General features: G+C 65.6%; 15 protein-coding genes, 1 tRNA gene and 2 rRNA genes (1 of these 18 running past the window's edge). 2 read left to right on the top strand and 16 right to left on the bottom strand.

The features are described from left to right. Positions 1 to 19 precede the first annotated feature (19 nt). From V8J38_RS02195 to V8J38_RS02155, 9 genes are all read right to left on the bottom strand, one after another. Positions 20 to 595: a hypothetical protein gene (locus V8J38_RS02195; RefSeq protein WP_338577720.1), complete on the bottom strand. Its 576-nt coding sequence runs from the start codon at positions 593 to 595 to the stop codon at positions 20 to 22. Then, on the bottom strand, positions 595 to 1,908 hold the full coding sequence (locus V8J38_RS02190) for an MFS transporter (RefSeq protein WP_312217784.1): 1,314 nt from the start codon (positions 1,906 to 1,908) through the stop codon (positions 595 to 597). The genes V8J38_RS02195 and V8J38_RS02190 overlap by 1 nt, the downstream gene beginning before the upstream one ends. An 85-nt stretch (positions 1,909 to 1,993) precedes the next feature. Beyond that, positions 1,994 to 3,961, bottom strand: coding sequence for a PQQ-binding-like beta-propeller repeat protein (locus V8J38_RS02185; RefSeq protein ID WP_338577719.1), 1,968 nt, complete (start codon positions 3,959 to 3,961; stop codon positions 1,994 to 1,996). Between the two features lie 20 nt (positions 3,962 to 3,981). Further along, positions 3,982 to 4,860 (bottom strand): ThuA domain-containing protein, encoded by an 879-nt coding sequence (locus V8J38_RS02180; RefSeq protein ID WP_338577718.1) that lies wholly within the window; start codon positions 4,858 to 4,860, stop codon positions 3,982 to 3,984. 64 nt (positions 4,861 to 4,924) lie between these two features. Then, complete coding sequence (locus tag V8J38_RS02175) at positions 4,925 to 7,663, bottom strand: TonB-dependent receptor domain-containing protein (RefSeq protein ID WP_338577717.1); 2,739 nt, start codon at positions 7,661 to 7,663, stop codon at positions 4,925 to 4,927. A 104-nt stretch (positions 7,664 to 7,767) separates the two neighbouring features. Next, positions 7,768 to 8,652, bottom strand: a complete 885-nt coding sequence (locus V8J38_RS02170) for a CoA ester lyase (RefSeq protein WP_338577716.1) — start codon at positions 8,650 to 8,652, stop codon at positions 7,768 to 7,770. After that, the gene (locus V8J38_RS02165) at positions 8,649 to 9,923 is read right to left on the bottom strand and encodes a CoA transferase (protein ID WP_338577715.1); all 1,275 of its coding nucleotides are present in this window, start codon (positions 9,921 to 9,923) and stop codon (positions 8,649 to 8,651) included. The genes V8J38_RS02170 and V8J38_RS02165 overlap by 4 nt, the downstream gene beginning before the upstream one ends. Next, complete coding sequence (locus V8J38_RS02160) at positions 9,916 to 11,664, bottom strand: thiamine pyrophosphate-binding protein (RefSeq protein WP_338577714.1); 1,749 nt, start codon at positions 11,662 to 11,664, stop codon at positions 9,916 to 9,918. The genes V8J38_RS02165 and V8J38_RS02160 overlap by 8 nt, the downstream gene beginning before the upstream one ends. Positions 11,665 to 11,675: 11 nt before the next feature. Continuing rightward, the gene (locus tag V8J38_RS02155; RefSeq protein ID WP_338577713.1) at positions 11,676 to 13,106 is read right to left on the bottom strand and encodes an aldehyde dehydrogenase family protein; all 1,431 of its coding nucleotides are present in this window, start codon (positions 13,104 to 13,106) and stop codon (positions 11,676 to 11,678) included. A 195-nt stretch (positions 13,107 to 13,301) separates the two neighbouring features. Here V8J38_RS02155 and V8J38_RS02150 point away from each other — a divergent pair, with 195 nt between their 5' ends. Beyond that, positions 13,302 to 14,183, top strand: coding sequence for a LysR family transcriptional regulator (locus tag V8J38_RS02150; RefSeq protein WP_291778485.1), 882 nt, complete (start codon positions 13,302 to 13,304; stop codon positions 14,181 to 14,183). On the opposite strand, the gene V8J38_RS02145 is transcribed toward V8J38_RS02150, so the two are convergent. From V8J38_RS02145 to V8J38_RS02130, 4 genes are all read right to left on the bottom strand, one after another. Continuing rightward, positions 14,184 to 14,531: a hypothetical protein gene (locus V8J38_RS02145; RefSeq protein WP_338577712.1), complete on the bottom strand. Its 348-nt coding sequence runs from the start codon at positions 14,529 to 14,531 to the stop codon at positions 14,184 to 14,186. 179 nt (positions 14,532 to 14,710) lie between these two features. Then, positions 14,711 to 15,901 (bottom strand): alkaline phosphatase, encoded by a 1,191-nt coding sequence (locus tag V8J38_RS02140; protein WP_338577711.1) that lies wholly within the window; start codon positions 15,899 to 15,901, stop codon positions 14,711 to 14,713. Positions 15,902 to 15,945: 44 nt separating this feature from the next. Then, entirely contained in the window at positions 15,946 to 17,322 is a 1,377-nt protein-coding gene (locus tag V8J38_RS02135; RefSeq protein WP_338577710.1) for a metallophosphoesterase family protein, read from the bottom strand. Positions 17,323 to 17,434: 112 nt separating this feature from the next. Then, positions 17,435 to 20,401 (bottom strand): TonB-dependent receptor, encoded by a 2,967-nt coding sequence (locus tag V8J38_RS02130; RefSeq protein WP_338577709.1) that lies wholly within the window; start codon positions 20,399 to 20,401, stop codon positions 17,435 to 17,437. A 487-nt stretch (positions 20,402 to 20,888) separates the two neighbouring features. On the opposite strand from V8J38_RS02130, the gene V8J38_RS02125 reads away from it, so the two are divergent. Next, positions 20,889 to 21,986 (top strand): flavodoxin family protein, encoded by a 1,098-nt coding sequence (locus V8J38_RS02125; RefSeq protein WP_338577708.1) that lies wholly within the window; start codon positions 20,889 to 20,891, stop codon positions 21,984 to 21,986. 118 nt (positions 21,987 to 22,104) lie between these two features. On the opposite strand, the gene V8J38_RS02120 is transcribed toward V8J38_RS02125, so the two are convergent. The 3 genes from V8J38_RS02120 to V8J38_RS02110 all read right to left on the bottom strand — a co-directional run. Beyond that, positions 22,105 to 22,181, bottom strand: a tRNA-Met gene (locus tag V8J38_RS02120). A 57-nt stretch (positions 22,182 to 22,238) separates the two neighbouring features. Continuing rightward, positions 22,239 to 22,353 (bottom strand): 5S ribosomal RNA (gene rrf / locus V8J38_RS02115). A gap of 82 nt (positions 22,354 to 22,435) precedes the next feature. Beyond that, positions 22,436 to 24,921, bottom strand: a 23S ribosomal RNA gene (locus V8J38_RS02110) (it continues 295 nt past the right edge of the window).

Genomic DNA, 24,921 nt, shown 5'->3' with positions numbered 1-24,921 from the left:
CAACTCACGACCTGCACGGCTACCTGGGCGGCAAGGCCTTGCCGAGATAGCCGATCACCGTGTCGATGTCGTCCGCCGAGGCCTGCATTCCATTGGCCTCCATACGGGCGACGATGGAATCCCACTCCGCTTCGGTGTGGCCTGTGGCGGTCACCAGGACGAGGGAGTGGCAGGTTCCGCACAGGCGCTGGGCCACATTGCGCCCCGCCCCGGCGGGCAGGACGCCCGGTTGGACCGCCGGCTTCGCAGCGGGCGGAGGAGGCGGCGTCTGTTGCGCCGGGACATTCACCTTCACGGCGGGGGCGAGCGCGGAGGGGGCCACGGACGGGCGCGCAGCCGCCTCTTCCGACGGCGCCCTGGGCGCAGCGACAGGCGGCGCGGCTTGCGCCGGAGCCTCCGGCCCGACCTCGGTCGGAGCAGGCGCGACTTCAGACTCCGCCGCTGCGAGCGCCTCAGCGATCGGGGCGGACGACGGTTCCGACGCCGCTTCCGGCCGGGCCGAGTGAGAGGGTTGGCACGCCGCCAGACCCAGGGCCGCAACCAGAGCGCCGGCCGAGACGCAGACGGTAGGCGAAATCGGGAACATCGACCGCATCACTTGAACTCCTCTGCGGCGGGCTCGGCGATGCGTTCCACTCGGCCGACCAGGAAGGTGTAGGAAAGGGCCCCGATCAGGGCGAGCACGCCGATGAAGGCCAGACCGCCGAAGAACGACCCGGTCGCGGCGACGATGAAGCCGATCATCATCGGCGTGACGATGCCCGCCAGATTGGTGCAGAAGTTGAAGACCCCGGCTGTCAGGCCGATCAGGCTCTTGGGCGCCACGTCCGAAATCAGGGTCCAGCCCAGGTTCGACATGCCCTGGCCGAAGAAGGCCACGGACATGACGGCGATCACCAGAACGTCGGACTTGAGGAAAGCCGCCGAGATGATCGTCGAAGACAGCAGCAGCCCCCCGACGATCGGCAGTTTGCGTCCGAAGGTGGCCGAGCCGCTGCGCTTGACCAGGGCGTCCGAAAGCTGGCCGCCGATCAGCACGCCGACCGAGGCGGCGATGAAGGGCAGCACCGCCATCCAGCCGACCTTGAGCCAGGGCATGTTGCGTTCGGCCACCAGATAGGTGGGGAACCAGGTCAGGAAGAAAACGAGGGTGGCGTTGGTGGCGAACTGGCCGATGGAGGCGCCCAGGATCTGACGCTTGCCGAGCAGCCAGCCGATCTGCTTCCATGAGAAAGACGTCTTGCCCGCCGTCGACGCCAGGCCGCCGCCGCCCGCCGCTATATGATCCAGCTCGGCCTGGTTGACCATGCGGCTGTGCTCGGGATCACGATAGACCTGCCACCACAGCAGCGCGAACAGGACGCCGATGACGCCGGCGATGATGAACAGGGCGCGCCAGCCGAAGGTCCCCGTCACCCAGAACAGGACCGGGCTGAGGAAGGCGATGCCGAAATACATGCCCACGGAATAGACGCTGTTGGCGCGGGCCCGCTCCTGCTGCGGGAACCAGGACACCAGGATGCGGCTGTTGGCGGGGAAACACGGCGCCTCGGCCGCGCCCAGACCCAGGCGATAGACGATGAGCGAGATCAGTCCCGTCGCCGCGCCCTGCAGGGCGGTGAACACCGACCAGACCCCGACCGACAGAGCGTAGGTCAGTCGGACGCCGAAGCGATCCAGGAACATCCCGCCCGGAATTTGCGCCAAAGCGTAGCTCCAGGAGAAGGCCGAGAACAGCACGCCCATGGTCGCCGCGCCGAGCGCCAGATCCTGCGACATGCTGGGCGCCGCGACCGCCAGGAGCGAACGGTCCAGATAGTTGATCATCGTCCCGACGGCGATCAGGGCCAGCACGACATAGCGCGCGCGGGTCCTCTTTTTCGGCGGGGCGGACAGGGCTGCGTCCATTGGCTGAATCCACTGACTAGAGACGGCCCGACGACGCCGGGCGAAAAACACGCCCCGCGAGGTCTTCCTCGCGGGGCGTCAGGCGCTAGGGGAGGACGAAGGCGTTCAAGGTGTCGGACATCCGTCGCGCGGCCACGGCGGTGCCGCCGGCGCCGGTGACGACCACATACTGCTTGCCGTCCTTGCCCATGAAGGTGATCGGCGTGGTGTGGGCGCTGGCGTCCAGTTCGACCGACCACTTCTCTTCGCCGGTACGGGCGTCATAGGCGCGGAAGGTGCGGTCGTTGGCAGCCCCGATGAAGACCAGGCCGCCCGCCGTCTGGATGTTGCCGCCCAGGTTGCGCGCTCCGGTGGCCACATCGGTCTTCAGGCCGGGAATGGTTCCCAAGGGCGCGCGCCACAGGATCTCGCCCTTGCTGATGTCGACCGCCACCAGTTCGCCCCACGGCGTGGGGGTGCAGGGCAGCATGGTGTCGGCGTCGATGCGGTAGGCGAAGCCGGACTGGGTGATCGGCGCGCCCGGCTCGGCGGCGACGCGGCGGCGCGGAGGGCGCGGACCGCCGAAGATCGGGGTCACCGGCCCAGCCGGGCGGAATTGCGCCATGTTCTGAACATTGACGATGAAAACGTCCGAGTTCGGATTGTAGGACGGCCCGCCCCAGTTCGGTCCGCCCAGGGTCGAGGGGAAGCTGAGCGTGCCGCGCGTCATCAGCGGCCGCCCGTAGAGCCCCGTCACCTGGATGTTGTTCTCATCCCAGAAAGCGGTGCAGTAGGCGTGCTGTTCCGGCGTGATGTTGGGGATTTCATCCCGCGTCATCGTGACCCGCGCCAGCGGACCGGGGCGAACCGGGAAGGGTTGCGTGGGCCAGGCCTCGTCCTTGGGGTCGTCGCTGCGCGGCGTGGGCCGCTCCTCGATCTCGTGCAGGGGCCGCCCGGTCAGGCGATCGTAGACGAACAGAAGGCTCTGCTTGCCGGTCAGGGCCACGGCCGGAACGGTGTGGTCGCCCTCGCGGAAATTCACCAGGATCGGCGGGGTGGGCATGTCCCAGTCCCACAGGTCCTTGTGCGTGACCTGATGGTGCCATTTCAGCGCGCCGGTGCGGGCGTCCAGCGCCAGCAGGCTGTTGGCGTACAGTTCGGATCCCGTGGCGCGGCCGTTCAGGTCGCCCACCGGCGCGAAGACGATGCCGTTCTCCTCGTCGATGGTGATGGTGGACCAGACGTTGGCGCCGCTGCGGTCCTTCCACTCGTCGCCGACATAGCCTTCATGGTTGGCCTCGCCAGGCTGGGGCACGGTGTGGAAGGCCCAGACTAGTTCACCCGTCCGCACGTCCCAGGCGCGCACGTCGCCACGCGGACCGGGAGGGCCCATTTCGCCGGGACGCGAGCCGGTGATGATCAGGTTGTCGTAGAGGGCGACCGGGTTGGGGATGGTGAAGGTGTCGCGACGGCTTTCGCCCACCACGTCCGACACCACGCCGACATAGGCGTCGACCTGTCCGCCCTGGCCGAAATCCGCCGCCAACTGGCGCGTACGCACGTCCAGCGCCGCCAGATAGCCCTTGTCCGTCGCGAAGATGATGCGCGGGCCGTGGGTCGCGTCGCCCGGCCACCAGGCGATGCCGCGACCGTGGATGTTGCGCTCCGACTCCCACTTCCACAGCACCTTGCCGGTCTCCGGCTCCAAGGCGGTGATGGTGGACTTCAACTCGGGAATGTTCGGATTGGTCGGCGTCGAGACATACATGACCCCGTCGATCACCAGGGGCGTCACCTCCCAGCGGTAATCCAGACCACGATCGCCCTCGTCATCGGTTCCGCCGCCGTAGCGGAAGGTCCAGGCTCGCTGAAGGCCGCCGACATTCTCCGGCGTGATCTGCGTCAGGGGCGAGAAGTTGGTCGCGCCGGGATTCTGGCCGTAGCTGCGCCAGGTCGTTCCGTCGTCAGGCGCTTGTCCTCCGGATTGGGCCCCGGATTGGGCCAGGGCCGGAGATGCGGCCATGAGGATCAGCGCCAGGCTGGCGCCGACGCCTTTGAGAGCGCTCTTGGTCATGGGGCGTTCCTCTTGCTTGTTCATTGTGCGGGATCGAGCGTGACGTCGGCGTCGGTCAGGCCGAGCGCCCATTTGATGCCTTCGAGCTGGAAGTTGCTGAGGACAGGATCGTCCCAGATCGCCTCGACGTGGCCGAGGGAGCTGACGAAGACGCGGCCCCGGCCATAGGTCTTGGCCCAGGCGACCGGGAAGTCGCCGTCCGGACGACGCGCCAGCTGTTCCGGCGTCAGGCGCGAGGTATCCAGCCTCAGGATGGTGTGGACGCCGCCCTTCACATAGGGGGCGCCGAGATAGGGAAACTGATCGGTGATGGTGTCCGGCAAGGCGGCTGCGCCTGGGAAGTCCGGATCGGCGACGATCACCCCCGTCGGCTCCACCCGATACTCGCCGGCCATGAAGCCGCCGATCATCTCGCCGTATTCAGGCCAGTCGTAGAAGGCGATGGTGGCCGCGTGGCCGCCGATGAAGCCCTTGCCGTCCTCCTTCACGAAGGCGAGCAGGTCGGCCTTCTGCTGGTCCGACAGCGTTCCGGCGCCGCTGCTGAGCATGAAGACGGCGTCGAAATAGTCGAGGTTGCGCGCATTGATCGGCCGCCCTTCGTAGCGGCTGCCCGTGCCGAGGATCGGCGTGCGGGTGATCAACTGGGAATCGGTGCGCAGGAAGGCCACATAGGCGCCGCTCTCGCGTCCGAGCCGTTCGATCACGGCCATGGCGTGATTGATCGAGTCGTGATGAAAGCCCGTCTGCACGTCGGCGATGACCAGCAGCTTCTTCTTGCCCGCATAGGGGTCCGGCATGGCCTGTCCCGGCGCCGGCGCCTGGGCGCAGACGGTCCCGGCCCCCAGCATCAGGCTGATCGCCCCCGCCAGCACCGCCAGCCACGTCTTCAACTTGCTCATCCGCTCCTCCCTGCGAAAGCATCGGAAGCGGCGAGGGTCGAAACCCCGCCGCTTCCGACCGGTGTCAGAACCGTTTGGTCAGCTCCACCGACCAGACCCGTCCGAACGGGTTGTGATTGCCCAGATCCACCGCCGTCGTGCCGCTGAGCACGATGGGCGGCTGTTCGTCGGTGAAGTTCTGCACATTCACCGCCACGCGGACGCCGTCCAGAACCCCGCCGTCGTCGAAGTCATAGGCCAGGCCAGCGTCCCAGGTCGTCCAGGCCGGAATCTCCGTGTCCGGCAGCTTGACCCCGCCGACGGTGATGGTGGCGTTGTTCAGATAGGAGCCGACATAGTTGGCCGTCACATTGGCGGTGAGGCCGTCGCGCCGGTAGTTGACGTTGAAGCGCCCCCGCTCGGACACCTGGAAGCCATAGGTGTCGAGGGCGTCGAACAGCGGACCGCCCGCCACCACGCTCTTCTCCAGGTTCAGCACCTTGGAGACGCTGGCGTTGAAGGCGAAGTCGCCGATCGAAGTCTCGTGCAGATAGTTGACCCCGAAATCCAGGCCGCTCTGCTTGACCTGGCCCAGGTTCAGCCGGCCGCCGGTGATGATGCCGACCATGGAGCAGTCGTTGATGGTCGACGGCGAGTAGACGGCGTTCGGGTCCGTCAACCACGGCCGATAGGCGGGGTTGTAGGTCGAATAGTCGCCGTTGACGCAGCTGGTCGGTTGAGGCGCAGCGATGAAGAAATCCTTGTAGAGCGCCAGGTTTTCCGGGCTCGACAGGATCAGGGTCTGGTTCGGAAGGTTCTCGATCCGGTCCTCATAGTTGACGTTGTAATAGGTCAGACTGAGCTTCAGGTCCGGCAGGTAGTTCGGGCGATATTCGCCGCCCAGAGACCAGATGGTCGCCGACTCCGGCCGCAGGCCGGCGGTGTTGCCGGTACGCGACAGGACCGCGCTCTGGCCCGAGGCCGGATTGGTCACCGGGATGTTCGGATCGTTCAGGCCGTTGCTGACATAGACGCGGTTGGTCTGGCCGACCGTCGCCGGGTTGGCCTCGATCAGCGTCGGAGCGCGGAAGGAGGTGCCCCAGCTGGCGCGAACCAGGAACTCCTCGTTCGGACGCCAGGTCAGACCGATCTTCGGATTGGTGGTGTCGCCCGCATCCGAATAACTGTCGTAACGAATGGCCGCGCTCAGATCGAGCGACTGCATCAGCGGCACGCCCTGCGCCTCCGACACGATCGGCACGAAGACCTCGGCGAAGGCGGATTTCACCTCGCGCATGCTCTTGGTGAAACGCGAAGTCTGATAGTCGCCGGCCAGGTTGAGCGTGTTCTGCGCCTTCAGATACAGCTTGTGGCGGGAGAACTCGGTTCCCGCCGCCAGACGGACCTCGCCGGCGGGCAGGCTGAACAGCGGGCCGTCGATCTTGGCCACGGCGTCGAACAGAACCGTGTCGTACTGCTGGATGAAGCCCCCGACGAGGGCGTCGGCGCCCGGCTGTGATCCCAGGAGATAGGGATTGAAGCCCCAGGAGGCGTTGCTGGCGATGACGTTGCCGACCGTCGTGTTCACCTGCGGCTGGCAGACGTTGCACGAATCCGTCTTCCCGTAGGTCAGCAGCCCCGAGAACCGATAGTCCCTGGGCAGGTCCAGTGTCATGTCGATCGAGTGGTTGATCGTCTCCTCGCGGTTGTCCTGGCTGCGCGAGACATCCGGGTTATTGAGCGAGAAGTTGTAGACCAGCGTCTGGTTCGCCGTCGGGTTCGGCATGCCCGGAATATAGTAGGGGCTGTCGGGCGTCAGCCGGATCGAGACGCGCTCGAAACCGTCGCCCGCTCGGGACGAGTTCTCACGCAGGTTATAGATGCCAGTATAGCCCAACTCGAAGCCCGGAGCGACTTCCTGGCGCAGCTTGAACATGGCCGCATGGCGTTCGCGCGCCGTGTAGAAGTCGTAGAGATACGAGGAGTCATAGAGCTCGGGCGTTCCCTGCAGCGCCAGCACGTCGGCGGCGTTGGGGATGGCGCCGTTGGTCTGCGGCAGGCCGTAGACCGTGTTGCCGATGATCAGCGCCCCAGGCGCCCCCGGATAGACAGTCGTGCCGACCAGACGATTATCATTGCCGCCGAAGGGACGCAGATCCTGCCTCATGTAATCGCGCGTGCTGCGCGGAACGCTGTCGTTCTTGTCCCAGGACCCGGCGAACATGACCCCGCCGCCTTCCCAGGTGCGGCCGATCACGCCGTCGATGACGTACTGATCGTACAGGGAGTTGACCCAGCGGCCGGTGATCTCGGCGCCGTCGTAGTTGCGGCGCGTGATGTAGTTGACCACGCCCGCCACCGCATCCGAGCCGTAGATGGCCGAGGCGCCGTCCGTGACGACCTCGACCCGCTCGATGGCGGAGAAGGGAATGAGGTTCGGGTCCGAGACCTGGGCGTTGCCGCCCTGCGGCACCACCCGGCGGCTGTCGAACAGCACCAGGGTGGCGTTGTTGCCCAGACCGCGCAGGTTGACGCCCGCCGCCCGGCCGCCCGACGACGCCAGGGTCGTGCCCTGGCTGGAGGCCTGAGGCAGGCTGGCCACCAGGGCGCTGGCGTCCTTGGCCGGCGCCTGGACCAGATCCTCACGCGTCATGCCGACCGTGGCCGACCCCACGGGAGCGACCCCGCGAATGGCCGTGCCGGTGACGACGATCGCCTCGACCTCGACCGCCTCGGGCGCCGGCGCGGCCGTCTGCTGAGCCCAGGCCGCATGGCCCGTCAGCACGACGCCGGCCGCCGTCGTTCCCATCAAAATGGCGCGCACGCGCCGTCCCCGGCTCCTTGCAGGAGCCTGGCTCATTCCTTCAATCGACACTGTCATCCTCCCCGCAAGCCTGCTGTTCTTTCTGCGCAGGCCTTTGCTTTCCCTTAGTTGTTCCCTCGATCTTCGATCTTGCGTTCGATCATTCGCCTCCTTTCGAGCAGGGCCTGCGCCCGGCTCAGGATCGGTTTGTCAATCATGCGTCCGTTGAGCGCGAAGGCGCCGACGCCGGCCATCCGCGCCGCGTCGACGATGGCCAGCGCCTCGCTGACCTCCGCCTCGCTCGGCGCGAAGACCGCGTTCAGCACCGCGATCTGCGACGGGTGGATGCAGGCCGCCCCCACATGGCCCAGCCGGCGCGAGCGGACCGCCACCTCGCGATAGCCGTCCAGGTCGTCGAAGCGCGTCGCCTGGCCGACCAGACCCAGGGGCGCGACCCCGTTGGCCGCCGCCGCGATCACCATCTGCTGACGAGGCAGGCGCAAGGTCTCCTCGCTCGGCTCCACGCCCAGGTCGCGCGCAAAATCCTCATTGCCCAGGTTGACCGCGATGATCCGCGCGCTGGCCTCGAGAATGGACGGCAAGGCCAGAAGCCCCTTCGCCGTTTCAACCAGCACCAGCAGACGGGTCGCGCCGTGCGCCACGCCAGCTTCGGTTTCTGCAGCCTGGACCAGGCGGTCGATGCGGCGGATGTCGTCCCCGCTCTCCACCTTCGGCAGCACCAGGGCGCAGACGCCGGGCCGCACGGCCGCGCGGACATCCTCCTCGATCAGCCCCGCCTCGGCGTTGACGCGCACCAGAACGTCCGCGCCCCAACGGCCGACGGCCTTGATCGCTGCGCCCAGGGCCGCCCGAGCCGTCGCTTTCAATTCCGGCGGCACGGCGTCTTCAAGGTCCAGGATGACGGCGTCCGCCTCACGCACCCGCGCGGAGCCGACATGCTTCTCCTGATGCGCCGGCACATAGAGGAGGGAGCGCCAGACGGGCGTCATGCCGCATCCTCCGTCAGAGGCAGGGCCGCATCGATGACCACGCCTTCGGAGATCAGACGGGCGGCCTCCGCCTCGTCGAAGCCGAGCTGCTCCAGGATGTCGCGCGAATGCTGGCCCAGGACCGGCGCCGGCAGACGGATCGAGCCGGGCGTGCCCGACAGGCGCGGCACCACGTGATGCATCGGCAGATGCTCGATCTCCGCATCCGGATAATCGGCCAGGATTTCACGCTCCACGACGTGCGGATCTTCCATGATCTGCGAGACGTCGTAGATCGGACCGACGGTGACCTCGGCCTCCTCCATCAGGGCGACCAGGGCCGCCTGGTCGTGTCGACCGATGAAATCGCCGATCGCGGCGTCCAGTTCTTCCACGTGCTTCAGCCGATCGGCGTTGGCGGCGAACCGGGGATCAGCCGCCAGATCCGCGCGACCGATCGCCTGGAGAATCCGCATGGCCATGCTCTGGGTCGACCCCGACAGGCTGACGTATTTGCCGTCGCGACAGCGATAGACGTTGCGCGGCGCCGAGTTGCTGGACCGGCTGCCCTCGCGGCGACGCGTCTTGCCGCTGAGGCGATAATTGGCCGCCTGCGGGCCCAGAAGGGCGAACAGGGGATCATAGAGCGGCAGGTCGATCACCTGCCCCTTGCCGTCGGGACGTTCCGCCTCGCGCAGAGCCAGCAAGGCGGCCGAGGCGCCATAGGTCCCTGCAACGCCGTCCGCCAGATACATGGGCGGCAGGACCGGCTCGCGGTCCTCGAAGCCGTTGATGGCGGCGAACCCGGACATGCCCTCGATCACCGTGCCGAAGCCCGGCCGTTTGCGGTAGGGCCCGCCCTGCCCCCAGCCGGACACGCGAACGATCACCAGGCGAGGATTGAGCGCGTGCAGAACCTCGGGGCTCAGGCCCATCTTCTCGAGCACGCCCGGCCGGAAGCTCTCGACGAGGATGTGCGCGGTGGGGACCAGCTTGCGAAAGATCTCACCGGCGCGCGGATTGCGCAGATCCAGACCCAGGCTCTTCTTGTTGCGGGCGTAGATCTTCCAGTGGGTGGAGACGCCTTCGGTCTTCCAGCCGCGCAGGGTGTCCCCGGCGGGCGGCTCGACCTTGATCACCTCGGCGCCGAAGTCGCCCAGGATCTGGGTCAGGACGTTGCCGGCGAACAGTCTGGACAGGTCCAGCACCCGCACCCCGTCGAGCGGTCCGACGGCGTCCGGCTGATAGTCCCGCTGACGCAGACCCGGTTTGAGCGACGACGCGTCAGTCATTGCCGGTCGCCAGGAAGTCGGCGATGTCCCAATAGCCTGTGCGCGGCATCGGCACGTCGCCGCGCGTGCGCACTTCCAGCAGGAAGGGGCCGCGCTCGGCCATGGCGGCGCGGACGCCCGCTTCCAGATCGGCCGGCTCCTCGATCAGCGCCGACTTGATGCCGAACGACCTGGCCAAAAGCTGGAAGTCGGGATTGTAGAGTTCGCCGTCCGGCGACCGGAATTCCGTGCCGTACTTGTTGTTGAAATAGGTCGAACCGACGGTGCGGATGGTCGAGTAGCAGAAGTTGTTGAACAGGACCCACAGCACGGGAATGTCCAGTTCGACCGCCGTGGTCAACGCGCCCAGCACCGACATCAGACCACCGTCCCCGACGAGGCCCAGCACCTTGCGATCGGGCGCGCCCATGGCGGCGCCGACGGCGGCGGCGGGAGAATAGCCCATGGTCGCCATGCCGCCGCTGGTCAGGAAGCCGTTGCGGCCCTGGATCTCCAGTTGCTGACCGGCGCCGTTCTTGTTCCAGCCCACATCCGTCACGAAAATGGCGTCTGCGGGCGCCGCATCGGACAGCACCTTAAGCAGCCGCGCCGGATGGATCGGCTTGGTGTCGATCTCCTGCGTCTCCTTCAGCTCTTCGCGCCAGGCGGCCTTGCGCTGGTCCAGCAGGGCGCGCTGGGCCTCGACGGCCGCCTGCGGGCGGGGCTGATCGCCGAGGGCGGCTGACAGTTGCGTCAGGGTCGCCCGCGCGTCGCCGACGATGCCGACGTCGACCGGATAGCTCTTGCCGATCTCCTGCGGGTCCAGATCGATCTGGATCAGCGTCGTGCCGGGAATGTTGAAGGTGTGCTCGGGCCGCCAGGAGCTGCAGTCAGCCTCGCCGAAGGCCGTGCCGACGGCCAGGATGACGTCGGCCGTGCGCGCCGTATCGTTGGCGACGCGCGCGCCCCAGATGCCGGTCGTGCCGACCGACAGCGGATGGCTTTCCGGAAAGACGCCCTTGCCGACCAGGGTGGTCGCCACCGGCGCGCCCAGTTGCTCAGCCAGAGTCTCCAGCGCCTCATAGGCGCCCGACAGAGCCACGCCGTTGCCGGCGAAGATCACCGGATTGGCGGCGGCCTTCAGCAGGGCGGCGGCCTCGGCCACGCCTTCGGCGTCGCCCATGGGGCGGGCGAAGTTCGGGCGGCGCGAACGCGTCTGGGCCTCGGCCGAAATCTTCTGGGCGAAGACGTCCATCGGGATGTCCAGCAACACCGCGCCGGGTCGGCCCGTCTGGGCGATGTTCAGGGCCCGGTGCATCACGTCCGGCAGGTGGCGGGCGTCATCCACGCGCCAGACCCGCTTGCAGATCGGCCTGAAGATATCGCCCTGGGAAGCGTCGGCGTGCAGGCGCATGCTCTGATGCGCCTCGCGCGGGTGGTGATAGGTCGGCGTGTTGCCGGTGATGACCAGCATCGGCGTTCCATCCATCGCCGCCGAGGCGACCCCGGTGACGGTGTTGGTCAGTCCGGGCGACAGGTGGACGTTGATCACCGCCAGCTTGCGCGAAACCCGGTAGTAGGCGTCGGCCGCGTGGACCGCCTGCTGCTCATGGCGGAAGGAGACATACTCGATGCCCAGCCGGTCGCAGGCGTCGATCAAGGCGTAGTTGGTATGGCCGCACTGGCCGAAGACCTTCTCGACGCCTTCTTCCTTGAGGCACTGCGCCATGAAGATGGCGGCGGTTACGCTGTCTGCTGACATATCCAAATCCATCACAGGGTGATCGTGACGAGACGCTCTTCGGTCATCTCGCGCATGGCGTAGCGGGGGCCTTCGACCCCGACGCCGCTGTCCTTGACGCCGCCGAAAGGCATCAGATCGACGCGGGTGCTGGAGGCTTCGTTCAGGTGCACCACCCCGACGTGCAGACGCTCTGCGGCCTTCAGGGCGCGGCTCAGGTCGCGAGTGAACAAACCCGCCGCCAGGCCGAAGGGGGTGGCGTTCACACGCTCGATCGCTTCATCCAGCGTGTCGAACGGCAGGATGGTCAGGACCGGGGCGAAGATCTCCTCGCACAGCACCTTCGATCCAGGATCGACCTCGGCCAGGACGGTGGGGGCCAGCACCGCGCCGCGCCGTTCGCCGCCCGCCAGCACCCTGGCGCCCTTCGCCTCGGCCTCACGGACCCAGGCCTCGGCGCGCGCGGCCTCGGCCTCGCTGATCATCGGGCCGACATCGGTAGAGTGGTCGCGCGGGTCGCCCACCTTGAGCGCGGCGACCTGGGCCAGGAACATCGGCAGGAAACGCTCCAGGACCGACCGCTCGACGAACAGTCGCTGGGTCGAGGTGCAGGCCTGGCCCTGACGGCGGAAGCCGGACTGGGCGCAACGAACGGCCGCCCGCTCCAGATCGCCGTCGGCGCAGACGATGGTGGCGGCGATGCTGCCCAGCTCCAGAGCCGTGGCGCGCATGCCCCTGCCGGCCTGGATCGCCTTGCCGACCGGCGTGCTGCCGGTGAAGGTGAAGAAGTCCACGCCGGGATGGGCGGCCAGCGGCGCGCCCACATCGGCGCCGCCGCCATGAACCAGGTTGATCAGCCCACCAGGAATCCCCGCCTCGAGCATCAGCTCGAACAGACGCGTCGCCGCCAGAGGCGTGGCGACCGGCGGCTTGAACACCACGGCGTTGCCCGAAGCCAGGGCGGGCGCGACCTTGTGCGCCACCATGTTCAGCGGCGAGTTGAACGAGCTGATGCCCCCGACCACCCCCCGCGGCGCGCGCAAGGTATAGGCCATGCGCCCCGACTGACCGGCCGCGCCCTGGATCGGCACGATCTCGCCGGTCAGGCGCCGACCTTCCTCGGCCGACACACGGAACGTCTCGGCGGCGCGGGAGACTTCATTGTCTGAATCCTTCCACGGCACGCCGGACTCGGCGACGATCGTCGCGGCCAGCGCCTCGCGATCATCCAAGATCAGGTCGGCCACACGGTGCAGCAGGCGACTGCGCTCGTAAGGCTCGACACGGACGGCGGCGAAGGCGGCGCGGGCGGCCGCAACCGCCGCGTCGACCTGAGCTGCGGCGGCCGAACGGACGCGCCCCAGCGCCTCGCCGGTCCACTTGTCGGTCACCGGGATCACGGGGCCTTCGCCCTCGATCCACCGGCCGTCGATCAGCATCCTGATGTCGTATTGATCCTGCATTCTCTCTTCCCTGTCCCTCGCCTCTCCGGGCGTTGGGACCTTGCCGAACCGCGAGCGACCTCGCGATCCGTCTTGTGAGTGGTAACAATCGCCACACTGAAGGAATAGTGACGTTTGCTGTTTCGATAGGTAACGTTTCCTTATGTATGGGGCAGCTGCCGTCGCCCTCCCGGAACGCGTCGAGGCGGATGAAAGATGAAGTTCGAATTCCTGATGACCCTCAACTCCGTCCTGAGGCACGGCAGTTTCGCCAATGCCGCCGACGACGTGGGCCTGACCGCCAGCGCCGTCAGCCTGCAGATGAAACGGCTGGAGGAATATCTGGGTCAGCCGCTCTTCGACCGCTCGGGGCGGTCTGTCCGCCCCACTCCTCTCGCGGTCGAACTGGCTGAAAACGTGCGCGGCGCTCTCGACGCCATGGAGGAGGCGCGCACGCGCCATGCCGCAGCCCTGACCGGCCGGGTCGTCATCGGCGCCATCCGCTCGCTGCAACCCACGATGATCCCACTGGTGCTGCGCGAGATCGGCGGACGGCACCCGAGCCTCAGCGTGCGCGTGATCCAGGGCGACTCGGGCGAGCTTCTGGAGCACCTCAAGGCGGGACGGCTGGACGGCGCCGCCCTGGTGCGCCCGACGTCCGGCGGATCAAGCCGCCTTTACTGGCAGGACCTCGAACAACAGCCCTTCGTATTCGTCGCGCCGCCCGACAGCATCGAAACCACGGCGGAGGCGCTCATCAGCCGCTACGACTGGATTCAGTTCGACACCTCGCTCACCAGCGGCCGCACCGCCGCCAGCTATCTGCATCGACTGTCCCCGGGAACGCGCCCGCGCTTCGAACTGGAGTCGATCGAGGCCGTCCTGGCCATGGTTTCGGCCGGGCTCGGCGTCTCCATCATTCCGCGCCTGCCGACCAGTTCGCGGGTACGGGCTCCGGTGCGCCAGATCCGCCTCGACGACGATACCCCGACACGCAAGATCGCCTTCGTGTGCCGCAGCGGCGACGCCGACAACCGTCGCGTCATGGCGATCCGCGACGCCTTCGCAACCGGCTACGGCGTCACGCGCGACGAGTGATCAACCGCCCGTCGACGTGGCTTCGCCCTTGCCCAGATTGGCTGCGAGATAGTCGGAGACGTCATAGAGATCGTCCTCGGCCGCCGTCATGCCCTTGGCCATCATGCGGCCGATGACTTCATTCCACTCATCCTGGGTGTGCCGCTGGGAGGCGAATATGCCGACCGAATGGCATTGTCCGCAGACCTGCTGGGTCAGAGCTCGCCCTTCGCCTTCGGGCAGGCCAGAAGCCGTGGGCGCAGGCGACGATGGCGGAGCCGCCCTGTCGTCCTGCCGCGTCATGGCCGCCGCCCCCACCGCGAAGGTCAATGCAGTTGCACCGGCCAGACCAACGAACAGAAAACGCATCCCGTTCTCCCCTCTTACGACTACAACAGGAGAGGAGTTATGCATCGGCCTCGCCTCCCGGCTAGAGGGCTTGCTTCAGAATAGCCGGGAGGCGAGGCCGATCGAAGCGGTCAACCCCGTTGGCGGTAGAGGTCTCCTCGCCGCGTCATCGTTGCAACATTCCACTCAAGGGGCGGGTATTAGTCGGCCGCCGCCGCACTCCACCCCCACGCCTCCATCATCACCTGGAACAGGCGGGTGTTGGGGAAGTAGCCTCGGACGCCGTCGGCGCCGGCGCCGATGGCCAGGGCCGGGACTTCCTCGGCCGTGTGGGTGCGATTGACCAGGACGTTCTTCAGCCGGACCACATCGTCGTCGCCTCCGGCGGCCTTCCAGGCTTCGTAGCCCTCCAGAACCGGCTCGCCGCGCCGTCCGCCGTCGACCTGCAGGCCGAAGGAGTGGTCGGCGGTGAACAGCAGCAGGGTGTCGTCGAGATCGACGCGCCCCTCGACCTCGGCGATCAGACGGTCGAAGTCCGCGATGTTCTGCAGCCCCTTGCGGACGTCATCCGTATGCGCGTCCCATTCGACCACGAGCAGATAGCCCTCGGGGGCGGCCTGCAGCAGGTCCAGGGCCCTCAGGGTCGCCGCGCGCACGTCCATCCGATCGGCCACGACCACCGGCCGGGCGTTCGAGGCGGGCGCTTCGTCCAGGCGGGCGTAGATGGGCCGCTCATGCGCCTGGCTCAGGGCGTCGAAGCTGGTCCCCCTCGCGGCCAGTTGCTCGCCGATCTTCTGACGGCCGGCGCCGAACAGGACGTCCACCCCGTCGCCGAAGCGCGGCGAGAAGGCCTGAGGGAAGATTTCGCCCCACTTGCCGCGATCGTTCGAGTGGGCGTAGGTCGCCGCAGGCGTGGCGTCGGCGATCGACTGGCTGGAGATCACGCCGGTGCGCAGGCCGCGTTCCTCGGCGTACTCCAGCAGGGTCTTGGCCGAGGCGCCGTCCTGACGGCCGCGCACGGCGTCGGCGGTCTGGCTGATCACCCCGTTGCGCGTCTTCACCCCCGTCATGATCGAGGACATGCCGTTGGCCGAGTCCGAGACGAACTGATCGACCGGCGAGGTTTCGCTCAGCCCCAGGTGGGGCCATTGCTGGATGTGCAGCTTCATCGGCTCGCCATGAGCCACCAGGCTGGCGGCGTTGAGCGAGGAGACGCCCGCCGCATCGGCCAGGAAGAGGATGACGTTCTTTGCCCGTCCCGGAGCCGCGACATCCCGAGAAGGCGCATGAGCCTGCGCCGTATCCTGCGCCCATGCCGGCGCGGCGAAAGCGGTGGCGGCCAGCGAGGCCGAAAGCGCGGAAACCAGCAGCCGGCGCGCGAGGTTCGTCATGGGAAAATCCAATCCTGAATGAGATGAAGTTGAGGGCGGTGGCGCTACTTCGCGCTGCCCACGCACGGCGCCCCGTCAGGCCCGACATCGCCATCGCAAAGCCGGAGCGGCGGCAAGCTTTCGACCGGTTCGCGCAGGGTCTTGGTCCTATCCGCCGCCCGGACGACGTCCACGGCGTCATAGAGCACGCCCGACACCGTATAGGCGCGATAGCGCAGCCGTCCGGCCTCCACGTCGATGGTCTGATACATCTGGGTGTCGGCCGCCACGCGGTCCGGCTGGGTCAGGGCGCGGTCGTTCAGACCGTACATCTTCGGCCCTGCGACAGAGACGACATAGACGGGTCCCTGGGCCGCGCCCTGCGCACGCCGGGCCTCGCCCGACGCCTTGCCGTCGCCATCGGTGATCCGGCTGTAGCAGTGATCGTGGCCCTGAAGGACCATGTCGACGTTGCGCGCGCGGTAGATCGGCTCCCAGGCGGCCATCAGGGCCTCGGTGTCGTTGGGACGGGCGCAGGTGTAGATCGGCTGGTGCTGGATGACGATGTTCCAGCGGGCCGTGCTCGACGCCAGGGTCCGGTCCAGCCAGCGGGTCTGGGCGTCCAGCGCATCCAGACTGGTTCCCGCCGTGCCGTCCAGGACGATGAAGCGCACGCCCTGATAGTCGGTGTAGTAGCTGGTCTCGACGACGCCCTCGGCGCCGTTCTCCGGCAAGGCGAACTGGGCGGCCCACAGCGGCCCGAGCCGGCGTCGGCCGTCATCGTCGTCGCTGTATTCATGATTGCCGGCCGCCGGTATCTGCGGAACCATGGCGTAGCCGTAGCCGCCGGCCGCCGTCCACTCGCCCCACTCCCAGTCATGGGATCGTCCGGTCAGATCGCCGGCGTGGATCACCACGTCCGGCGACGTGCGCATCAGACCCGCACGGATGGTGCGGGCGCCCTTGGACAGGATGCTGTTCTGGGTATCGCCGAAATAGAGGATGCGGAACGGCGCCGCTTCATCTGCAGCCGTCCGGAAACTCAGCCATTCGGACCAGCCGTCGGCGCCCTTGACCCGATAGAGATAACCCGCACCCGGCTTCAGGTCCGTGAAGCGGACGGTGTGGTAACGCCCCTGCCCGCCCCGCACGACGCCGTCCGTCGACAGACCGTCGACGGTTCGCGCCCGGCTTTCGAAGGCGGGGCCGTCGATCGCTTCCACAATCTCGGCTACGGCGTCCGCCTGACGGGCGTCGGTCCGCCAGGCCACGGCCATCTGACGCGCAGCATCCGCGCCAGGACTCAGGACCACACGGTCCGGAAGACCCGACGGCGCCCACGCAGAGCGCGCGACGCCGGCCACGTTCTGCGCCGCCGCCGGAACAGCCAGACCGAGCGCCATGACCAGTCCGGCCGAAAGGAAGAGGGTTCGCTTGAACATGAGACGCCCCGTTCAAATGAGCGGCCGCGCGGGCCGAGGGAGATTCTGTTGAAGGAGAGCGCGACCGTCCGCCGCCAGGGAGAAGGAACGGCGAACGGTCGCTAAGCCGGTCCTAGAAGTTCAGGCGCAGGCCGATCATGTAGCGGGCGCCGAAACGCTCGTATTCGGAGACGCGCCAGGTTTCGCCCTGGTAGCGAACGCCCGGCTCGTTCAGCAGATTGTTGGCGTCGAAGTAGATTTCGGCGTTGTCGTTGAAGGCGTAGCTGGCCTTGAAGTCGAGCCGGCCGACTTCATCCCAATAGCTGTCGCCGACGATGTCGCCGCCGCCCAGACCGTCCAGCCACTCGGTGCGGTACTGCCAGCTGATGCGGCTTGAGAAGCCGTAACGCTCATAGGACAGGGCGGCGTTGTAGATCATGTCCGACGCGCCCGGCAGGCCGACCTTGCGGCCGTCCGGCGTGGTGGCTTCCGACTCGTTCAGCGTTAGGTTGGCGCGCACGCCGAAGCCCGCAGCCCAGTCCGGCAGGCCCAGACGCTCGGCGAAGGGCTCCATCGTCTGCGAGTAGGAGAACTCCAGGCCGCGGATGAAGCCGTCGCCGCCGTTGTCGATGGTGAAGTAGGTATAGCCCGAGCGATCATAGCCCGGCACGTTCAGGGCGTCGCTGCCGTACGGCGTCCGCTCGATATCGAACAGGACGTCGCGGAGGTCCTTGTAGTAGACGCCGGCCGACAGGAAGGCCCCGCCCGGACGATACCATTCGAAATAGGCGTCGAAACCGATCGACTTCTCGGGACCGGCGTAGGGGTTGCCGCCGCTGATCTCGCCATCCTCGTCGCTGATGCTGTAGTTCGGGCGCAGGTCGGTATAGTCGGGACGCGCGGCCCCGGTGTTGGCCGACAGGCGCAGCTTCATCTCGTCGTTGATGTCCCAGTTCAGGTGCAGGCTGGGGAAGACCTCAAGGTTGTCGTCCTTGAACTCCAGTGGTTCGAAGGGACCGTCCTCTTCCATCTGCACCAGGGCCTGGCTGGTGTTCTCGACACGCTCGGCGCGCAGACCGGCGACCACATTACCCCAGTTGAAATAGGTGGTGGCCATGGCGTAGCCGGCGATGACCGACTCGCTGACCTTGTAGTAGTTCTCATTGGCGACGTCGGGCTTGTCGACCGCGTTGGGCTTCAGACGGTTCCACAGGTCCCAGGCGCCCTTTTCCGAGTGGTAGCGGAAGGCGTAGCCCAGCGGCAGCTTACCCTTGTAGGGGGTGTTGAGCGCGAAATCGTCAGTGGTCGGCAGGGCGACGCCCGCCGCCGCCAGCGCGGCAGCCGTGATCTCCAGCCGCGAAGAATTATTCTCCTTGGTGCGGTCATCGTACTGGAAGCCGAAGGCCAGTTCCGTCGGCAGACCGAACAGGTCGATGTCGCGGGTCAGGTCCAGGCGCGCCGTATAGGCCTTGGTCTGAGCTAGGCTGGCGTTCACGCGCATGTTGACGAAGTCGTAGTCCTGAGGATCAAGCGAGCGCTTGATCTCGCCCTGGCTGAAGGAGCCGTCGGGATTGACGATGGTGTCATACAGCCGGACGCTGTGGTTCTCGCGGTCGGTGAAGTCATAGACCACGGTCGGACGGCGATTGTTCGGGCTCTTCCAGGTCGAGTTGAAGGACGGGCCGCCGTCGCTCTTGGCGTCCGTGTAGTTCAACCGCCAGGAGGCGTTCCAGCCGCCGAACCGCTGATCCCCGCCCAGGGTGGTGGTGAAGATGCTCTGCGTCGTGTGGTTGACGTTCAGCGTGCTGTCGAGGTCGACGTTGTAGATCGTGCCCCGCGTCGCCGTATTGCCGGTGCGGACATCGGCGTAGCCGTTGGATATCCCCGCCTTGTTGGTGGCCACGGCGCCGTCGTCGAAGTCGAACTCATGCGCGTTGCGCATCTCGTCGTCGGTGAACTCGGTGTAGATGCTGCTCAGGAAGAAGCGGTGATCATCCGACGGGCGATAGTCCAGGCGACCTGAATAGGCGGTGTTGCTGCGCGTCAGACGGTAGAGCTTGTTCTGGTGCGCGTCGGCCCAGGTGCGGGTCTCGAAGCCCGGCTCCTGGTCTTCCTTCGCCGTTTCCCAGTCAGTCTCGAAGTTGTCGGTGACCATCTCGCGCTCATAGCGCGAGGCCGACAGCAGGACGCCGAAGCGACCGTCGGCGAAGGTGTTCGAGATGAAGCCGCCGGCGTTGTACTGGGCGCCGCCGCCCAGATCGTTATAGCCCAGCCCCAGATCGGCCGCGGCCATCAGACCCGGATAGTCGAAGGCGCTGCGCGTGATGATGTTGATGTTGCCCGCCAGGGTCTCGCCCGGCATGGCGGCCGTCACGGCCTTGCGCGCCTGCACCGAGCTGGCGATGGCGGCCGGAATGGTGTCGAGGCGGGCGGTGCGGCCCGAGGGGCTGATGACGTTGACCCCATCGAAGGCGATGGTGGTCCAGCGCGACGGGGCGCCGCGCAGGTTGACGTAGCGCTCCTGGCCCTGGTCGCGCTCGACGGCGATGCCCGGCAGGCGGCTGAGGGCCGCAGCGATGTTCTGGTCGGGGAAGCGGCCGATGGCGTCGGCGGCCACCACGTTCACCAGCGACGTCGACGAGCGCTGGATCTGCAGCGCGGCGGCTTCCGATTCAGCCATGGGGCGCGAGGCCGTGACGACGACGTCGGCCACCGACGACGCGCCGGTGTCGATCGCCAGGGCGGCCGTCACAGGCGTGACGGCGTCGGCGGCGATGTCGATCTCCATGCGATGGGTGACGCGGCCGACATAGGCGATGCTCAGGGTATGGCGCCCCACCGGCGCCCGCTGCAGCGTGAAGCGCCCTTCGCGGTCGGTCACGGCGACCTGGCTGTAGCCATCGATGCGCACCTCGGCGCCGACCAGATAGCTCCGCCCGTCGGCGTCGGTCACGACGCCGCTGACCTGGCCCGCGTCGGCGACAGCAACGGCGGCGGAAACGCCTTCGTCAGCAACAGCCGCAGCGGGCGTCAGACCCAGGCCAAGTCCAATTGAAGCCGCGCCGCAAAGCAGCATCGACTTGAGGCGAGTGTTGGTCATGTTCGGCATCCCCCGAGAACGATTGTCTTTCGGGGCGCCGATCTAGCGCTATAGCCGAGCTTGCGGGGTTATAGTTTTGAAGCCGTTTCATCCATATTGTGTTTACATTCGTTGGTGCAGGGATCTTATTTTTAGGAAATGAGAATCACTCGCAGACCAAACCCGCAACGCCAAACCATTCAAAGATCCAGAAAAAACAAAACAACAACTCAAGGACGTCTATGTTTTATTAGATCTCCGTCTCAACTCCACACCACATTCAACCGAGCAGACTGTCGTTTCCTTAGAACCAAGTTACGCCACCGTTGTCTCGCAACGACCGGCACGAGAAGCGACCCAGGTGGATACCAACGAGTTTCTGCATGAGGCGGTCGGGCGTGGCCCTTCTCCTTAGCCATTGAAGGGCGACCTCGGACGTCCCCGCGATCCGACGGAACGTCGCGATCAGATGCAGCGTTTCGGGCGAACTCGAGCCAGGAGACGCCGCATGCCCATTCCCCAAGCGCCTGCCGCCCCGGCGCCTCGCAAGGGCATGCCCAGCCCCGAGCTGGACCGGCCGACCTTCGAAGCCCGCTTCCGCAGCCGGTTCGCGGACCCCGTCTTCGATCCCCTGCGCGACGAGATCGATCGTCTGGCCGCTGCGGCCTGGGACGGTTACATCGGCGGGCGCAAATCGCCGCTGACGCGCCCCGCCGGTCCCGGCTTCGCCGAGCCGGATTATGAGCTGGCGCTGGACTGGCTGAACGCCCACGCGGCCGTGCGCGACGCCCAAGCCCGACACGAGGATGCTTCCGCCCCTGCGCGCATCCTGATCATCAACGCCTCCAGCCGATCCGAGCACACCTGCCCCGGCGAGATGTCCAAGAGCTGGCGCCTGGTCCAGATCGCCCGGGAGGTCGTGGAGGGCCACGCGGGGATGGAGACCGAGGTCCTCGACCTGTCGCGGCTGGCGTCGGAGTACGGGCGAGAGATTCATCCCTGCAAGGCCTGCTTCTCCACGGCGGCGGCGCTCTGCCACTGGCCGTGCAACTGCTATCCCAACTACAGCCTGGGTCAGGTTCACGACTGGATGAACTACATCTATCCGATGTGGGTGCGGGCGCACGGCGTCCTGATCGTCACCCCGGTCAACTGGTATCACGTCTCCAGCCCGTTCAAACTGATGATGGACAGGCTGGTCTGCGCCGACGGCGGCAACCCGGATCCGACCAAGACCCACGGCAAGACGGTCGCCCTGGCCAAGACGCTGGAACTGGCCGGGTGGCCCTACCCCCGCCACCTGGCGGGCCGTCGCTTCGCCCTGGTCGTCCACGGCGATGTCGAGGGGGCCGAAAACGTGCGCCGCTCCCTGTCCGACTGGCTGGCCTCGATGAAGCTGTCATCGGCCGGCCCCGAGGCCGAGATCGACCGCTACATCGGCTACTGGCAGCCCTACGCGACCAGCCATGACGCGCTGGATCGCGACCAGGCCGTTCAGGACGAAGTCCGACTGGCGGCGGAAGAACTGGCCCGCGCCGTTCAGGCCCAGCGCGCCGGCGGCTCAGACGCCTCCGAGCAAGGCCTGGAAGCCCCACGCCAGAAATAGGGGAGCGCCCGGCGCCGTATGGAACGGGTCGTCCGCCTTCTTCAGCATTCCCGGCCCTTGGGCAGATCCCCAAAAGCAGCAACCCCCGGAGCGAGAGCTACGGGGGTTTAGTGATGCTTGGGTGCGGGAGCAGGATTTGAACCTGCGACCTTCAGGTTATGAGCCTGACGAGCTACCGGGCTGCTCCATCCCGCGGCAAGGCGGTGCGTAAAGGAAGAAAGGTTCGAGAAATCATTCATGTGTGTCGGGTAGACCCGGCGGCGACCTACTCTCCCGCGCCTTAAGACGAAGTACCATCGGCTCTGGAGGTCTTAACGACCGAGTTCGGAATGGGATCGGGTGGGGAACCTCCGACAGAGCCACCAGGTCAACCCGACACACACGAATGAAATGAGAAGATATCGTCTTTTGATTTCGGCAAGTAAAAACCGAATGAGTTTTGCTGAGAAACGATCAAGCCGATCGGATTATTAGTACCAGTAAGCTTCACACGTCACCGCGCTTCCACACCTGGCCTATCAACGTGGTAGTCTTCCACGATCCTCAGCGAAGCCTTGTTTTGAGGTTAGTTTCCCGCTTAGATGCTTTCAGCGGTTATCTATTCCATACTTAGCTACCCTGCTGCGCGGCTGGCGCCACGACAGGTCCACCAGAGGTATGTCCATCCCGGTCCTCTCGTACTAGGGACAGATCCTCTCAAGCTTCGAACACCCACGGCAGATAGGGACCAAACTGTCTCACGACGTTCTGAACCCAGCTCACGTACCACTTTAAACGGCGAACAGCCGTACCCTTGGGACCTGCTCCAGCCCCAGGATGTGATGAGCCGACATCGAGGTGCCAAACTTTGCCGTCGATATGGACTCTTGGGCAAAATCAGCCTGTTATCCCTAGAGTACCTTTTATCCGTTGAGCGATGGCCCTTCCACGCGGGACCACCGGATCACTATGGCCGACTTTCGTCTCTGCTCGACTTGTCAGTCTCGCAGTCAGGCTAGCTTATGCCATTGCACTCGACGACCGATTTCCGACCGGTCTGAGCTAACCATCGCGCGCCTCCGTTACACTTTGGGAGGCGACCGCCCCAGTCAAACTACCCACCACGCCATGTCCCGGGACCGGATAACGGCCCTCGGTTAGACGTCAACGACAGTAAGGGTGGTATTTCAAGGATGGCTCCACCAGAGCTGGCGCCCCGGCTTCATAGCCTCCCACCTATCCTACACATACGGTCGCTAACGCCAAGGCGAAGCTATAGTAAAGGTTCATAGGGTCTTTCCGTCTGACCGCGGGAACCCCGCATCTTCACGGGGAATTCAATTTCACTGAGCCTGTGCTGGAGACAGTGGGGAAGTCGTTACGCCATTCGTGCAGGTCGGAACTTACCCGACAAGGAATTTCGCTACCTTAGGACCGTTATAGTTACGGCCGCCGTTTACCTGGGCTTCAGTTCGGAGCTTTCACTCCTCCCTTTAACCTTCAGGCACCGGGCAGGCGTCAGACCCTATACGTCGCATTGATGCTTCGCAGAGCCCTATGTTTTTGCTAAACAGTCGCTACCCCCTGGCTTGTGCCACTCATTCCTGGTTGCCCAGGGTGAGTCACGCTTTTTCCGAAGTTACGCGTGCAATTTGCCGAGTTCCTTCAGCACAGTTCTCTCAAGCGCCTTGGTATACTCTACCTGACCACCTGTGTCGGTTTCGGGTACGGTCTCTGCTGGAGTTATTTCCAGGGACAACGCCACCGCCGGGAACAATCCAATAAGCCCCGACGACTTATGCCATCCGTCACTTCCAGCTGGTGCAGGAATATTTACCTGCTTCCCATCGACTACGCTTTTCAGCCTCGCCTTAGGGGCCGACTAACCCTGCGCAGATTAGCTTTACGCAGGAACCCTTGGTCTTTCGGCGACAGTGTTTCTCACACTGTTTATCGTTACTCATGTCAGCATTCTCACTTCCGATACCTCCAGCCAACCTCACGGTTGACCTTCACAGGCTTACGGAACGCTCCGCTACCGCTTGCAGTAAACTGCAAACCCATATCTTCGGCGCATGGCTTTAGCCCCGTTACATTTTCCGCGCAGGATCGCTTGATCAGTGAGCTGTTACGCTTTCTTTAAAGGATGGCTGCTTCTAAGCCAACCTCCTGATTGTCAAAGCAATCCCACATCGTTTCCCACTTAGCCATGACTTGGGGGCCTTAGATGATGGTTAGGGTTGTTTCCCTTTTCACGACGGACGTTAGCACCCGCCGTGTGTCTGCCCGATAGTACTCCTGGGTATTCGGAGTTTGGTTAGTATTGGTACCGCTCGCGCAGCCCGCAACCATCCAGTGCTCTACCCCCCAGGGTATTCGTCGGACGCTCTACCTAAATAGATTTCGCGGAGAACCAGCTATGTCCAGGTTTGATTGGCCTTTCACCCCTATCCACAAGTCATCCCAGAATTTTTCAACATTCACGGGTTCGGACCTCCAGTAAGTGTTACCTTACCTTCATCCTGCTCATGGATAGATCACCTGGTTTCGGGTCGTCATACGTCGAACTTAGCGCCCTATTCAGACTCGCTTTCGCTGCGCCTACACCTAACGGCTTAAGCTTGCTCGACACATGAAGTCGCTGACCCATTATACAAAAGGTACGCCGTCACCGCGCTTGGCGGCTCCGACTGCTTGTAGGCTTCCGATTTCAGGATCTGTTTCACTCCCCTTGTCGGGGTGCTTTTCACCTTTCCCTCACGGTACTTGTTCACTATCGGTCGTAGAGGAGTACTTAGGCTTGGAGGGTGGTCCCCCCATGTTCAGACAGGATTTCACGTGTCCCGCCCTACTCGAGTCTCTTGCTGTTTGACGTCTACGGGGCTGTCACCCGCTATGGCCGGACTTTCCATTCCGTTCGACTTTATTTCACAAGAGCACTGGCCTGGTCCCGGTT

Origin of the sequence: Brevundimonas olei (assembly GCF_037055245.1) — a bacterium.
Taxonomy (GTDB): Bacteria; Pseudomonadota; Alphaproteobacteria; order Caulobacterales; family Caulobacteraceae; genus Brevundimonas; species Brevundimonas olei.
Note: the sequence above shows the minus strand (reverse complement) of the source record. Positions and strands in the feature narration are given on the sequence as shown.